Genomic DNA, 13,102 nt, shown 5'->3' with positions numbered 1-13,102 from the left:
TTCGTCCGTATCCGTTTCCTACAGCTGCGCTGCCGGGCTCCCGGCACCATACGACACGATCGTGACACCTGGGCCGGTAACGGCAACAGAACGGCCTGCGCCGCCGAAGGCGGCGATCAGGGCCGTCCGACGGCCGCAAGGATGCAGACATGACCCGCATTCCGGTGGCAGCCGGCCTGCGCAATCATCGGTAGCGGATCAAAGAAGATCCTGCTGCCGCCCATCCGGCCGCTGGCAGAGTCGGCCGTCCGGGCATGTCCCCCAGGTGCGACGGTGAATCGCAGGTAGGAAACTAGCAAGAACCGCGACGGGCCAGCAACCGATCTTCGCGCTTGACAGTCACTTTGCAGGAACGAATCCCGATCTTGCGTGACATTTTGCCGACATCTGCCAAGTCACTGAAAAACAATGATTGACGTTGCGTAAACAAAAGCATGGGGCGCGCCCGGACAGGGCGCGCCCCCATATAATTCCACCGATAGTTGCGTAAAAGCCGCAGCCTGTCAGGCGTTGGCCAGCGCCTTCACGCGGGCCGACAGGCGCGACATCTTGCGGGCGGCGGTGTTCTTGTGGACGACACCCTTGGTCACGCCGCGCATCAGTTCGGGCTGAGCGTTGCGCAGGGCTTCGCGCGCCGCCTCGGCGTTGCCGCTGGCGATTGCTTCTTCGACCTTGCGCAGGAAGGTGCGGATGCGCGAACGACGCGCCTTGTTCACGGCAGTGACACGTTCGATCTGGCGGGCGCGTTTCTTGGACTGGGGCGTATTGGCCATGGGTTCTTTCTCTTCCTCGAAAATCCGATTGCGCAAAAGCCCCACGGCCCCGTCCAGAGGACGGGAATGATTCTTGCCTTAAGCGGGCCCACGCGCATGTCTGGCCGGCCCTATAACGCGGGCCGGACCGAAAGCCAAGTCAAATCAGCGGTCGCGGAACTGCGGCTCGCGTTTTTCGAGAAACGCGGCCATGCCTTCCTTCTGGTCCTCGGTGCCGAACAGGGCGTGAAAGCTGCGGCGCTCGAACAGGATGCCTTCCGAAAGTGTGGTTTCATAGGCGCGGTTGACGGCCTCTTTCGCGGCAATGACGGCGATCTGGGATTTTTCGGCGATTTTCCTGGCGATCGACATGGCCTCGGGAATCAGCTTGGCGGCAGGCACCACGCGGCTGACCAGGCCCGAGCGCTCGGCCTCGGTGGCGTCCATGAAACGCCCGGTCAGGTGCATGTCCATGGACTTGGACTTTCCGACGAAACGGGTCAGGCGCTGGGTGCCGCCGATGCCGGCGATGACGCCAAGGTTGATTTCAGGCTGGCCGAACTTGGCATTGTCGGCGCAAATGATGAAATCGCAGGCCATGGCCAGTTCGCATCCCCCGCCCAGTGCATAGCCCGAGACCGCGGCGATGATCGGCTTGCGGGTCGAGGTGATGCGGGTGATTTCCTCGCCGAACAGGTTGTCGTTATAGACATCGACAAAGGTCTTGCTGGCCATTTCCTTGATGTCGGCACCGGCAGCAAAGGCTTTCTCGCTGCCGGTCAGGACCACGCAGCGCACCTTTTCGTTGCGGTCGGCATCGGCCAGCGCATCGCCCAGTTCCCGCAACAGCTGCGAGTTCAGCGCGTTCAGCGCCTCGGGCCGGTTCAACCGGATCAGGGCTACATAGTCGTCGATCTCGACAGTAAGGGTCTGGTAAGCCATCGGACCTTGCCTTTCGCAAAACTAGCTGACCGCGACTCGTAACAAAAGCGCGAGGCCAATGCCAGCATCAGCATGCGCCGTCGCCCGCTAGTGCTGGCAGTGCGGACAGAAATAGCTGGAACGACCCGATTGCACGATGCGCTGGATCGTGCCTGCGCAGCCCGGGGTTGGGCAGGGGCTGCCTTCGCGGTCATAGACGCGGAACGCATGCTGGAAATAGCCCAGTTCGCCATTGGCCTGGCGATGATCGCGCAGGGATGAGCCGCCGGACGCGATCGCCTCGGTGAGGACGGCGCGGATCTGATCGACAAGGTTTCGCAGATGTGCCGCGTCGATCTGCCCTGCCGGACGGCGGGGATCGATGCCGGCACGAAACAGCGCTTCGGATACATAGATGTTCCCCAGGCCGGCAACGATTCGCTGATCCAGCAGGGCTGCCTTGATCGGGCTGCGGCGTCCCGACAGGGCAACGGCCAGCCGCGCGGGGGTGAAGTCATCGGACAGCGGCTCGGGCCCCAGATGTGCCAGCAGCCGATGATCGCTGTCGGGTGGCAGCAGATCCACCATGCCGAAGCGCCGCGCGTCATTGAAGGTGATGCTGGTGCCGGCATCGGTCCACAGCACCACATGATCGTGGCGTGGCAGAATCGCCGGGTCGCGGTGAAATTCGCCCGGCGCCTGGCCCTGGATCAGCATCCTCCCCGACATGCCCAGATGCAGCAGGACCGCGCCGCGATCATGCAGATCGATGAGGATGTATTTCGACCGTCGCCGCAAGCCGGTCACCTGCGCGCCGGTCAGCACTTGCACCAGATCGGGCGGCAGCGGCCAGCGCAGGTCGGGGCGGCGCACCTCGGCCCGGGTGATGACGCGGCCGTTCAGATGCGGTTCCAGTCCACGGCGGACGGTCTCGACCTCTGGCAGTTCTGGCATTTTGCTTCCATTCGTCGCATGGTGCGCCCGCGCCCCTGGCTGGCATGCGCCGCGCATCCGGTCTATCTGGGCGCGAAATCACGGATGGACAAGCGAGATGAGCGAAGATTCCGGCAGACAGACCCATTTCGGCTTTCGCACCGTGGCCGAACAGGACAAGGCCGGGCTGGTGCATGGCGTGTTTTCGCGCGTGGCATCGCGCTATGACGTGATGAACGACCTGATGAGCGTGGGCATTCACCGCGTCTGGAAAACCGCGATGATGGACTGGCTGGCGCCGCGGGATGGCCAGCAACTGCTGGACGTAGCCGGCGGCACCGGCGACATCGCCTTTCGCTTCTTGCAGCGCGCGCCCGGCGCCTCCGTCACCGTCTGCGACATGACCGAATCCATGCTGGTCGAGGGGCGCAAGCGCGCTCAGGCCAGCGCACTGGCCGACCGGTTGCGCTGGGTGACCGGCGACGCGATGCAGCTGCCCTTCGCCGATGAAAGCTTTGACCGCTACACGATCAGCTTCGGCATCCGTAACGTCACCCGCATCCCCGATGCCCTGGCCGAGGCGCGCCGCGTCCTGCGCCCGGGCGGGCGGCTGATGGTGCTGGAGTTCAGCCAGATCCCGGTGCCGATGCTGCAATGGCTTTACGACCGCTACAGCTTCAACGTGATCCCGGCCATGGGCCAGGTGGTCGCCAATGACCGCGACAGCTATCAGTATCTGGTGGAATCGATCCGCAGGTTTCCCGATCAGGACCGCTTCGCGCAGATGATCCGCGATGCGGGCTTTGGTCGGGTGCAGTGGCGCAACCTGTCGATGGGCATTGCCGCGCTGCATTCGGGGTGGAAGCTCTAGATGCGTGGCCCCCATAATGTCTGGCGCCTGATCCGCACTGGCGCGACCTTCGAGCGCACCGGCGCCATGCGCGCGGCGCTGGATGCGGTCAATGCGCCGGCGCGGGTGCGTCTGGCGGCGCGGGTGCTGGGCTGGCCCTTTGCCTGGCTGGGCTATCGCGGCGATCCCGCCTTGCCGCCGGTGACCCGCGCCATCACCGCGCTGGGGCCGGCCTATATCAAGTTCGGGCAGATCCTGTCGACGCGGCCCGATGTGGTCGGGGTGGAACTGGCCGATCAGCTGACGATGCTCCAGGACCGGCTGCCGCCCTTTGACCAGGCGCAGGCATTGCAGACGATCCAGGCCGAACTGGGGCGTCCCGCGCATGACCTCTTCAGTACCCTGTCCGAGCCGGTGGCGGCCGCTTCGATCGCGCAGGTTCATCGGGCGCGCCGGGCCGACAACGGGCGCGAGGTGGCGGTCAAGGTGCTGCGCCCAGGGATCGAGGCCGCCTTTCGCCGCGACATCGATGCCTTTCATTTTGCCGCAGGCATGATCGAACGCCTGTCGCCCGCCACGCGCCGCTTGCGGCCGCGCGATGTGGTTGCCCATTTCGAATCGGTGGTCATGGGAGAGCTGGACCTGCGGCTCGAGGCGGCCTCGGCCTCGGAATTCGCCGAGAATACTGCCGCTGACACCGGCATGAAGGTGCCGCGGCCGCATTGGCATCTCAGCGCGCGGCGGGTGCTTACCACGGATTGGGCCGAAGGCTTGCCCATGGGCGATGTCGCCGCATTGCGCGCTGCCGGCCACGATCTGCCCGAACTGGCCGCACGCGTATTGCAGATGTTCCTGCGCCATGCGCTGCGGGATGGTTACTTCCACGCCGACATGCATCAGGGCAACCTGAAGGTCGCACCCGATGGCGACATCATCATCTACGATTTCGGCATCATGGGCGAAATCGACGAATACACGCGCCGCGTCTATGCCGAAATCCTGATGGGATTCATCCGCCGCGATTACGACCGCGTCGCGCGCGTGCATTTCGAGGCGGGCTATGTGCCGGGCGACCGCGACATCAAGGAATTTTCTCGCGCCCTGCGCGCCGTGGGCGAGCCGATCTTTGGCGCCGATGCCAGCCAGATTTCCATGGCGAACCTGCTGGCCTATCTGTTCGAGGTGACCGAACGTTTCGGCATGGCCACCCGGACCGAGCTGATCCTGTTGCAGCGCACCATGGTCGTGGTCGAGGGCGTCGCCCGATCGCTGGATCCGCAGATCAACATGTGGCAGGTGGCGCGGCCGGTCGTCGAAAGCTATATCCGCGACAATCTGGGTCCGCGCGCCGCCGCCCGCGATCTGGCGCGTTCGGCGCAGGTGCTGGCGCGCTTTGCCCCGCTGCTGCCGGAATTCCTGGAACAGCGACTGCCGCAGGTGCTGCGCGAAAAATCTGCTCCGCCGGCACAGCCGCCGCGCCAGCCTTGGCTTGCGCCCATGTTGTCGGGGGCGGCGCTGGCCCTGATTGCCGTCGCGCTGGGCGCCTGGTTGGGCTAGGCTCCTGTGCCGGGGCTTGAGCCGGCCCCGGCTTTGGCCTAACGCTGGCCCATGCGAATCCTGTATCTAGGCGATGTGATGGGACGCGCGGGTCGCCGCGCCGTTTCCGAGGGGCTCGAGCCGCTGAAACAGCGGCTTGGCGTGGATTTCACCGTGGTGAATGGCGAAAATGCCAGCGGCGGCATGGGGCTGACGGCGGCCCATGCGCGGTTGCTGCTGCAGGCGGGGGCCGATTGCATCACCTTGGGCGATCACGCCTTCGACCAGAAGGAGATGCTGTCCTTTATCGAGACCGAATCGCGCATCCTGCGGCCGCTGAATTATTCCAGGGCCGCCCCCGGCCGCGGCGCGCGCGTGTTCGAGGCAACGCGCGGGCGCAAGGTGCTGGTGGCGCAGGTGCTGGGGCAGGTGTTCATGAAACGCCCCTTCGACGATCCGTTTTCCGCCATCGATCAGGTGCTGAAGGCCCATCCCCTGGGCGGTCTGGTGCAGGCTGCGGTGGTGGACATCCACGCCGAGGCCACCAGCGAGAAGATGGCGATGGGCCATTTCTGCGACGGCCGCGCCAGCCTTGTGGTGGGCACCCATACCCATGTGCCGACTGCCGACACGATGATCCTGAACCGTGGCACCGCCTATCAGACCGATGCCGGCATGTGCGGCGATTATGACAGCGTCATCGGCATGGACAAGGCCGAGCCGCTGCGCCGCTTTCTGACCGGCATGACTTCGGATCGCTTTACCCCGGCCGAGGGGGAGGCGACCCTGGCCGGCGTGCTGGTCACCACCGACGACCGCAGCGGCAAGGCGACTGCGGTGCAGGCCGTGCGCAGCGGCGGCAGGCTGAGCCCGACGGGCTGAGCCGACCCGATGGGGCAGGCGATCGGGCAGATGTGTTTTTCTTGCAGGGCGGCAAGAAAAGATGTTATTGCCGACCAAAAGAGCCGTGATTTACGGTGCCTCACAACGGGTAGGTTATGCTTGGCCTTGAACTGACCGGTTCCAATGCCGCGATCGCGATGCTGGTCATCGTGACCGTCATGTTCATCGAATTCGTCCGTGAAAAACACCCGCCCGAGGTGGTCGCCTTTGGCACTGCCGCCGCACTGGTGTTTCTGGGCCTGTTGCCGATCAAGGACGCGGCGGCTGTGCTGTCGAACGCCGCGCCCTGGACCATCGCCTTCATGTTCCTGATCATGGGGGGCTTGCTGCGGACCGGCGCGCTCGAGGCGATGTCGCAGATGATCACCGCGCGGGCCAGCACCCATCCGCGACTGACCTTGTGCGGTCTGTTCGCCTTTGTGATCCTGGCGTCCGCCATCATGAACAATACGCCCGTCGTGGCAGTGATGATCCCGATCTTCATCCAATTGGCCATGACCATGGGGGTTGCCCCATCCAAGTTCCTGATGCCGCTAAGCTATTTCACCCTGCTGGGCGGCATGATGACGCTGATCGGCACCTCGACCAACCTGCTGGTCGATGGTGTGGCACGCGAACAGGGCATGACCCCCTTTACCATCTTTGAAATCGCGCCGGTCGGCATTGCCATCACCCTGGCGGGCATCGCCTATTTCGCCACAATCGGCTGGAAACTGCTGCCCGAACGCACCTCGCTGGCCGGGCTGTTGGGCAACCGGCGCGAGATGAAATATTTCACCGAGGTCGCGATCCCCGAGGATTCAAGCCTGGTCGGTCAATCCGTGCTTGAAGTGCCCGTGTTCAAACGTGAGGCGGTCCGGGTCATCGACGTTCTGCGCGGCGACATTTCGTTGCGGCGCAACCTGTCCGAGGCGGTTCTGCAACCGGGCGATCGCGTGGTGCTGCGCACTGCCATGGCCGATCTGCTGGAAATGCAGGCCAACAAGAACTTCCAGATGGTGGACAAGCTGAGTTCCGTGGCCACCGAGACCGTCGAGGTGCTGATTTCGCCCGGCGCGCGGCTGATCGGCCGGCGGCTGGGCGACATGCGGCTGCGCCGGCGCTATGGCGTCTATGTCCTGGCCGCGCATCGCCGCAGCCAGAACATCGGCCGGCAGCTTGACGATCTGGTGGTGCAGGTGGGCGATACCCTGCTGCTCGAGGGTGCGCCCGAGGATATCGCCCGGCTGGCTGCCGACATGGAACTGGTCGATGTCTCGCGCCCCTCGGCCCGTGCCTTTCGCCGCTCCAAGGCGCCCATCGCCATCATCTGCCTGTTGTCGGTGGTCACGCTGGCGGCGCTGGATGTGGCGCCGATCCTGGCCTTGGCCTTTGTCGCCTCGGCCGTGGTGCTGCTGACGCGCTGCGTCGATGCCGAAGAGGCGTTCTCGTTCATCGACGGGCGGTTGCTGGCGATGATCTTTGCCATGCTGGCCGTGGGCGAGGCGCTGGAATACACCGGCACCGTCGATCTGATCGTGGAACTGATCGCGCCCTGGCTCAGCCATCTGTCGCCCTTCATGACGCTGATCGCGGTCTATTTCCTGGGGCTGGTGATGACAGAACTGCTGTCGAACAATGCGGTGGCGGTGCTGCTGACCCCGATTGCGATTGCGCTTGCGAAATCGCTGGGCCACGATCCGCGGGCCTATGTGGTGGCGGTGATGTTTTCGGCCACGGTCGCCTTTGCCACCCCGATCGGCTATCAGACCCACATGATGGTCTATGGACCGGGCGGCTACAAGTTCAGCGACTTTGTGCGCGTGGGCGTGCCGTTGGACATCATCTGCGGCGTGGTGGCCTGTCTGGTGATCCCCCTGTTCTGGCCGCTGTGATCGCAGCAGCGGTCACGACCGCTGAAAAGCATCGCGCACAGCGGCTTCGGCCTGGGCGCACAGGCTCTTGCGGGTTTCGCCGGCGACCGGAATGGGCGGCAGCAGCCGCACGCTGACCCGACCTTGTGGATATTGCGCCAGCACCGCCAGCAGATGCGGACCCAGCGCCATATCCCCCCACCAGCCATAGAACCGCGGGTCGCGGCCGGGTGGGGCATGGTAATGCACGCACAGGGGTTGGACTGCCAGGTCCGGGGGCAGCGCAGGGTCCAGAAAGCCCTGAAACAGCGTCGATTTGAACGTCAGGACGCGCTGGCCATCGGTGCTGGTGCCTTCGGGAAAGAACAGCAGCCGGTGCCCGGCCCGGGTGCGGGTGGCAAATTCCTGCGCCTGCTGGCGCGCCAGACGCGGATCGCGGGCGACAAAATGCGTGTCGGTGACGCGGGTCAGGATGTTGATGCCCGGCCAGCCCGCCACCTCGGCCTTGGCGACAAAGAACACCGGCATGGCGGCATTCATCACCAGGATGTCCAGCCAGCTGGAATGATTGGCCACCACCGCGCCGGGCCCGCGCATCGGCTGGCCCTCACACCTCCATCGCAGGCCGATGATCCACAGGCACAAACGGCAGACGATCTGGACATGCGGTCCGCTGACCGGTCGGCGCGGCCCGGCCAAGGCGCGTTCGACCAGCCGCAATGGCACGATCAGCATTACCCCCAGCAGCAGGACCGCGCTGACACACAGCCCGCGCAGCGCAATCAGCACCCAGCCCAGCGGTCCGGGTCGCGGGATCGACGGAGGCATCCCATCGTCCTGCCAGGTCGCGCGATTGGCCGCTGTCATTGCTCGCGCCGCGTTTCGTAGAATCTGCGATGCTTGTCGGACATGGCCTGAGTGTCCAGCATCAGGAAAACGTCCGTGGTGTTGAACTCGTGGTCGAGCCAGGCGCCTTCGCCGATCATGCCGCCCAGACGCAGATAGGCCTTGATCAGTGCCGGCAGGCCGGTCATCGCGGCGCGTCTGTCCAGCGCCTCGGCCGGGATCAGGTCCATGCGCTGAAATGCATTCTCAAGCGCGCGCGGGCGCAACTCGGGCGGTGCCAGGTGATGGTGATGCAGCCAGGACAGAGGCTGCGCCAGGGCATCGACATCTGTGCCATGGAACGAGGCAACGCCGAACAGCAGCTCGATGCGGCGCGACAGGACGTAATCGGCCAGCGCGTTCCACAACAGGAACATTCCCGAGCCGCCCCGGAATTCCGGATCCATGCAGGATCGGCCCAGTTCCAGCAGCGATCGGCCACAGCCGCGCAGCGGGGTCAGATCGTATTCGCCATCGCAATAGAATCGACCGAACGCGAATGCCCTGTCGCCCGGCAGCAACCGATACACCCCGACCACATGATCCAGCGCCGCACGCGAGCGGCGATTGTCCACCAGCACCAGATGATCGACGACGCCATCGAATTCGTCGCGCTCCAGACCGTTTTCGTGGTCGACAAGCGGCCCGTCGCCTCCCAGCTCCTGGACAAAGACCCGATAGCGCAGACGCTGGGCCGACAGCAGATCGGCCTCGTCCGTGGCCAGCCGGGTTACGAAGTAAGAGGTTTCAGGCGTCATCGTCCCCCGCGGCGTGGTTCGGGTGCAGTTGGCGCCTGTCTAGGCGGGGCGGGGTGGCATTGCAACCTTCAGCGCCGGGGCGCGACAAAGGGTCGTCATGTCGCGGTTGACTCTCGCAAAGGTTGAAATAACCTTTGCGTGATCACCGGGGGTCCATATGCACAAGTTCCAGATTGACATGGCGTCCATCGACCACCTGCTTGCCGGCGTGGGTAAAATTGATGGTGATGCGATCGCCCACGCGCGACTGGACCTGGCCCGTGCCCCATTCGGGCGCGCCGGGGTGACGCACGATCATTCCGGGTTCCAGAATTTCATTCATCCGATCGACTTTCATTGAAGCGATTACAGGCTAAGCATCCATGGACGACCTGACAATCCATCACGACATGCACCCACCCGCCGCCCGGTCGCCGGGATGGCTGGCGGGGCTGATTGCGGCGCGCATGTGCCACGATATCGTGTCGCCGCTGGGCGCGGTGGGCAATGGGCTGGAGCTGCTGCTGATGTCGGGTGACTTTCCGGGCATCGCGAAAAGCGCCGAGCTTCAGCTGATTCAGGAAAGCCTGGCGGCGGCGGGAGCGCGGGTGCGTTGCTTCCGTATGGCTTTCGGCCAGGGCGCGCCCGACCAGCGCCTCAGCCTGGCAGAACTGGCTGCGCTGATCGCCGATCTGGAACGGGGTGGGCGGCTGCGGCTGCGGCTGGATGCGCAGGGCGACCTGCCGCGACCCGAGGCGCAGATGATCCTGCTGGCGCTGATGTGCCTGGAAACCGCCATGCCCTGGGGCGGATCGGTGCTGATCTGTCGCGGCGCCCGCGGCTGGCGCCTGGTGGCCGAGGCCAGCCGCACCCGTTGCGACCCGGCCCTGTGGGCCTGGCTGGGCGGGGGCACGGTCGCCCCGTCCCAGCCCGCCCCGTCCGAGGTGCATTTCGTGGCCCTTGCTACCTGCGCGGCCGAGACGGGACGGGTCTTGCACTGGGATCTGGACGATCAGGGCGGCGAGATTTCGTTCTAGCCCTGCAGCGCCCGCTGCAGCCGGCGCGCCCAGGCGGCAGGCGGGTCGACGACCTGATCCAGCAGGTTCGACAGCAGCGCGGCGCCGCGTTCGTCGCCGGCCTCCAACAGCGCCAGCCCGGCCTCGAAACGGATGTGGTCGGTGCCGGTCTGGGCCAGATCCGCCAATCGGGCCAAGGCGCGGTCGCGGTGGCGGGGCAGGGCGGTGCGGGCCAGATGCAGGTGATAGTTCAGCGACCGGCGCCGCGCCGCGCGATGGTCGGCGCGGATGGCGGCGGGGTCGAGCGTGTCATGCACAAGCGCCTCGGCGATGCGGCCAACGCCGCGTCCGGCCTCGCCCAGAACCAGCGTCGCCGGATGCCCGCCAAAGGGCAGCGCGACATGGTGCAGGCGCGGAAAGGCCGCCGCGATCAATGCCGCATGGCCGCGGTCGGCGGCGATGCGCGGATCATGGATCAACACGCCCCCGACCTGCGGATCGCCCCACGATTCCGGGCGCGGCATCGGCCGGCCGATGCGGGTGAACTTGCCGTGCCGGTCGGGGTCGAAGGGGGCAATCGCCGGATCGATGGAATACTGGGGCGAGACCAGCAGAACCCGGCTGGCGCGGCAGGCCCGCGAATACAGCAGCGCCCCATAGCCGCCCATGGAAAAGCCGGTGGCGATGACCTCGGCATAATCGGCGGTGGCCTGCGCCAGCGCCTGAGCCAGGGCGGCGCTGGCCGGCGACAGGAACCAGTCGCGGCGCGCGGTCTGCACCAGCAGCACATCCAGACCCAGCCGCAGGGCAAAGCGCGGCGGTTGGGCGGGGGCGTAGCCGTCCATGCGGTCGCGCCCGTGTTCAAAGCTGACGACCGCCTGCCCCCGGGTTCCCGTCCCGCGAAACCGCACCAGGCGCTGATGCGGTCCCTGATACAGCCATTCGGCCGTCATCAGGGGCGGATGGTGCCGTCGCCGGTGACCAGATACTTGAAACTGGTCAGCTGTTCTGCCCCGACCGGTCCGCGGGCGTGCATCTTGCCGGTGGCGATACCGATTTCCGCGCCCATGCCGAATTCGCCGCCATCGGCGAACTGGGTCGAGGCGTTGCGCATCAGAATGGCGCTGTCCAGCCCGCGAAAGAAGCGTTCGGCCGTGGCGTCGTTTTCGGTCAAGATCGATTCGGTGTGACCCGAGCCATGGCGGCGGATGTGTTCGATCGCGCCCGCGACGCCGTCCACCAGGCGCACGGCAATGATGCTGTCCAGAAACTCGTGCCCGAAATCCGAAGGCGTGGCGGCAACCGTGCCCGGCACCTGCGCCAGCTCGCCTTCGGCACGGACCTCGACCCCGGCGGCCAGCAGGTCGGCGATCAACACATCGCCATGGCGGTCGCGAAAGCCGCGGTCGATCAGCAGGCATTCAGCGGCGCCGCAGACGCCGGTGCGCCGGGTCTTGGCGTTCAGCACCACACGCCGCGCCTTTTCCAGATCGGCGTCGGCATCGGCATAGACATGGCAGATGCCCTCAAGATGGGCAAAGACCGGCACCCGCGCCTGCTGCTGGACCAGGCCCACCAGGCCCTTGCCGCCGCGCGGCACGATCACGTCGATATAAGCCTGGGCGCGCAGCATCGCCGCCACCGCCTCGCGGTCGCGCGTGGGCACCATCTGCACCGCCGCCTCGGGCAGGCCTGCCTGGCGCAGGCCGGCGACGATGGCGCCGTGAATGGCGGTCGAGCTGTGCAGGCTTTCCGAGCCGCCGCGCAGGATGACGGCATTTCCCGATTTCAGCGCCAGGGCGGCGGCATCGGCGGTGACATTCGGGCGGCTTTCATAGATGACGCCGATCACACCCAGCGGGGTGGCGACGCGGCGGATGTGCAGACCGTTCGGCCGGTCCCATTCGGCCAGCACCCGGCCGACCGGATCGGGCTGGGCGGCGACGGTGCGCAGCCCGTCGGCCATGGCGGCGACGCGCGATGCGTCCAGCGTCAGCCGGTCCAGCATCGCCGCGCCCAGGCCCTTGTCGCGCGCATGTTGCAGATCGCGGTCATTGGCCGCGAGAATTTCGGCCTGAGTGGCCAGGATCGCATCGGCTGCGGCCAGCAGCGCCGCTTGCTTGCGTTCGGCCGTGGTCTCGGCCAGCACGGCGGCGGCATCGCGCGCTCGTCCGCCCAGTTGGGCGATCAGCGCATCGGCATCGGCTGTGGTCAGGTCTTTCATTGCCTCGTCCCCTTGCATGCGCCCTCAGATAGGATGCAGGGGGCGGAAAAGCCAGCGGAAAGGAAAATGCAGGATTCTGTTGCCAGGCTCCTGCGGGCCCCGCCTTACGCTGCTAGGCGCAAGGGCTTGATTTTCGGTTACCCGAGCTGCTTACGCAGCCAGAGCGACCGGAGCACGGTTGTCGTTGGCAACTGTACATTTTGCACCGATAACGGTGGTAGCTCACCGAGACAAAGCAAACAGCTTTAGACGTTCGTCGATCCTGTTTCGGCCCCATGAACCCCCAACGAGGGATTTTGGTGGAGCCGCCGGGTACCGCCCCCGGGTCCGATCCGCTTATTACCTGCGCGTTTATGTCCATAGTCCGGGCGAACCCGAACAAGGGGAATATAGGCCCGCCCAAACCCGTGCGCAAGTGCGGGGCGGCGCCCGACATGGCAACGCCCCGCCGCAGGGGCGGGGCGCGCAAACAGTCCGTCGCCGGCCGCGGGC

The 13,102-nt window shown here is 65.9% G+C and carries 13 protein-coding genes and 1 other RNA gene; 5 read left to right on the top strand and 9 right to left on the bottom strand.

Annotation, left to right across the window (positions count from 1 at the left end):
• Window positions 1-503: 503 nt before the first annotated feature.
• From rpsT to mutM, 3 genes are all read right to left on the bottom strand, one after another.
• Window positions 504-773, bottom strand: a complete 270-nt coding sequence (rpsT, locus tag GB880_RS13675) for a 30S ribosomal protein S20 (protein ID WP_154493741.1) — start codon at window positions 771-773, stop codon at window positions 504-506.
• A gap of 144 nt (window positions 774-917) precedes the next feature.
• Window positions 918-1,694 (bottom strand): enoyl-CoA hydratase, encoded by a 777-nt coding sequence (locus GB880_RS13670; protein WP_154493740.1) that lies wholly within the window; start codon window positions 1,692-1,694, stop codon window positions 918-920.
• Window positions 1,695-1,781: 87 nt separating this feature from the next.
• Window positions 1,782-2,627 carry a bifunctional DNA-formamidopyrimidine glycosylase/DNA-(apurinic or apyrimidinic site) lyase gene (gene mutM, locus GB880_RS13665; RefSeq protein WP_154493739.1) on the bottom strand — a complete coding sequence of 282 codons (846 nt, stop codon included), beginning with the start codon at window positions 2,625-2,627 and terminating at the stop codon, window positions 1,782-1,784.
• A 97-nt stretch (window positions 2,628-2,724) separates the two neighbouring features.
• Between mutM and ubiE the strand changes: the two genes are divergently transcribed.
• From ubiE to GB880_RS13645, 4 genes are all read left to right on the top strand, one after another.
• Window positions 2,725-3,477 carry a bifunctional demethylmenaquinone methyltransferase/2-methoxy-6-polyprenyl-1,4-benzoquinol methylase UbiE gene (ubiE, locus tag GB880_RS13660; RefSeq protein WP_154493738.1) on the top strand — a complete coding sequence of 251 codons (753 nt, stop codon included), beginning with the start codon at window positions 2,725-2,727 and terminating at the stop codon, window positions 3,475-3,477.
• On the top strand, window positions 3,478-5,013 hold the full coding sequence (ubiB, locus tag GB880_RS13655) for a 2-polyprenylphenol 6-hydroxylase (RefSeq protein WP_154493737.1): 1,536 nt from the start codon (window positions 3,478-3,480) through the stop codon (window positions 5,011-5,013). It abuts the gene before it with no gap.
• A gap of 51 nt (window positions 5,014-5,064) precedes the next feature.
• Complete coding sequence (locus GB880_RS13650; protein ID WP_154493736.1) at window positions 5,065-5,874, top strand: TIGR00282 family metallophosphoesterase; 810 nt, start codon at window positions 5,065-5,067, stop codon at window positions 5,872-5,874.
• A 116-nt stretch (window positions 5,875-5,990) separates the two neighbouring features.
• Window positions 5,991-7,769, top strand: a complete 1,779-nt coding sequence (locus GB880_RS13645; protein WP_154493735.1) for an SLC13 family permease — start codon at window positions 5,991-5,993, stop codon at window positions 7,767-7,769.
• A gap of 12 nt (window positions 7,770-7,781) precedes the next feature.
• On the opposite strand, the gene GB880_RS13640 is transcribed toward GB880_RS13645, so the two are convergent.
• The 3 genes from GB880_RS13640 to GB880_RS13630 all read right to left on the bottom strand — a co-directional run bounded on the left by GB880_RS13640 (window position 7,782) and on the right by GB880_RS13630 (window position 9,713).
• Entirely contained in the window at window positions 7,782-8,615 is an 834-nt protein-coding gene (locus GB880_RS13640; protein ID WP_154493734.1) for a lysophospholipid acyltransferase family protein, read from the bottom strand.
• Complete coding sequence (locus tag GB880_RS13635; RefSeq protein ID WP_154493733.1) at window positions 8,612-9,391, bottom strand: GNAT family N-acetyltransferase; 780 nt, start codon at window positions 9,389-9,391, stop codon at window positions 8,612-8,614. The genes GB880_RS13640 and GB880_RS13635 overlap by 4 nt, the downstream gene beginning before the upstream one ends.
• A gap of 142 nt (window positions 9,392-9,533) precedes the next feature.
• Entirely contained in the window at window positions 9,534-9,713 is a 180-nt protein-coding gene (locus tag GB880_RS13630; RefSeq protein ID WP_154493732.1) for a DUF3553 domain-containing protein, read from the bottom strand.
• Window positions 9,714-9,753: 40 nt separating this feature from the next.
• Between GB880_RS13630 and GB880_RS13625 the strand changes: the two genes are divergently transcribed.
• Window positions 9,754-10,407, top strand: coding sequence for a histidine phosphotransferase family protein (locus GB880_RS13625; RefSeq protein ID WP_154493731.1), 654 nt, complete (start codon window positions 9,754-9,756; stop codon window positions 10,405-10,407).
• Here the strand turns inward: GB880_RS13625 and GB880_RS13620 are convergent.
• The 3 genes from GB880_RS13620 to ssrA form a co-directional block, all read right to left on the bottom strand.
• Window positions 10,404-11,339: a hypothetical protein gene (locus tag GB880_RS13620; RefSeq protein WP_154550639.1), complete on the bottom strand. Its 936-nt coding sequence runs from the start codon at window positions 11,337-11,339 to the stop codon at window positions 10,404-10,406. The two genes, GB880_RS13625 and GB880_RS13620, sit on opposite strands and share 4 nt — an antisense overlap.
• Window positions 11,339-12,610, bottom strand: coding sequence for a glutamate-5-semialdehyde dehydrogenase (locus tag GB880_RS13615; RefSeq protein ID WP_154493729.1), 1,272 nt, complete (start codon window positions 12,608-12,610; stop codon window positions 11,339-11,341). The genes GB880_RS13620 and GB880_RS13615 overlap by 1 nt, the downstream gene beginning before the upstream one ends.
• 65 nt (window positions 12,611-12,675) lie before the next feature.
• Window positions 12,676-13,029: a transfer-messenger RNA gene (gene ssrA / locus GB880_RS13610) on the bottom strand.
• Window positions 13,030-13,102: the final 73 nt, after the last annotated feature.

It is taken from the genome of Paracoccus sp. SMMA_5_TC, from assembly GCF_009696685.2.
In the GTDB taxonomy this organism is placed as follows: Bacteria; Pseudomonadota; Alphaproteobacteria; order Rhodobacterales; family Rhodobacteraceae; genus Paracoccus.
This window is presented reverse-complemented; position numbering and strand designations above follow the sequence as displayed.

Coding starts and splice junctions, on each gene's coding strand:
- GB880_RS13650 (WP_154493736.1), top strand. CDS start 5,065: ATGCGAATCCTGTATCTAGGCGATGTGATGGGACGCGCGGGTCGCCGC.
- GB880_RS13625 (WP_154493731.1), top strand. CDS start 9,754: ATGGACGACCTGACAATCCATCACGACATGCACCCACCCGCCGCCCGG.
- GB880_RS13620 (WP_154550639.1), bottom strand. CDS start 11,339: ATGACGGCCGAATGGCTGTATCAGGGACCGCATCAGCGCCTGGTGCGG.
- ubiE (WP_154493738.1), top strand. CDS start 2,725: ATGAGCGAAGATTCCGGCAGACAGACCCATTTCGGCTTTCGCACCGTG.
- GB880_RS13640 (WP_154493734.1), bottom strand. CDS start 8,615: ATGACAGCGGCCAATCGCGCGACCTGGCAGGACGATGGGATGCCTCCG.
- ubiB (WP_154493737.1), top strand. CDS start 3,478: ATGCGTGGCCCCCATAATGTCTGGCGCCTGATCCGCACTGGCGCGACC.
- GB880_RS13645 (WP_154493735.1), top strand. CDS start 5,991: ATGCTTGGCCTTGAACTGACCGGTTCCAATGCCGCGATCGCGATGCTG.
- rpsT (WP_154493741.1), bottom strand. CDS start 773: ATGGCCAATACGCCCCAGTCCAAGAAACGCGCCCGCCAGATCGAACGT.
- GB880_RS13630 (WP_154493732.1), bottom strand. CDS start 9,713: ATGAATGAAATTCTGGAACCCGGAATGATCGTGCGTCACCCCGGCGCG.
- GB880_RS13635 (WP_154493733.1), bottom strand. CDS start 9,391: ATGACGCCTGAAACCTCTTACTTCGTAACCCGGCTGGCCACGGACGAG.
- GB880_RS13670 (WP_154493740.1), bottom strand. CDS start 1,694: ATGGCTTACCAGACCCTTACTGTCGAGATCGACGACTATGTAGCCCTG.
- GB880_RS13615 (WP_154493729.1), bottom strand. CDS start 12,610: ATGAAAGACCTGACCACAGCCGATGCCGATGCGCTGATCGCCCAACTG.
- mutM (WP_154493739.1), bottom strand. CDS start 2,627: ATGCCAGAACTGCCAGAGGTCGAGACCGTCCGCCGTGGACTGGAACCG.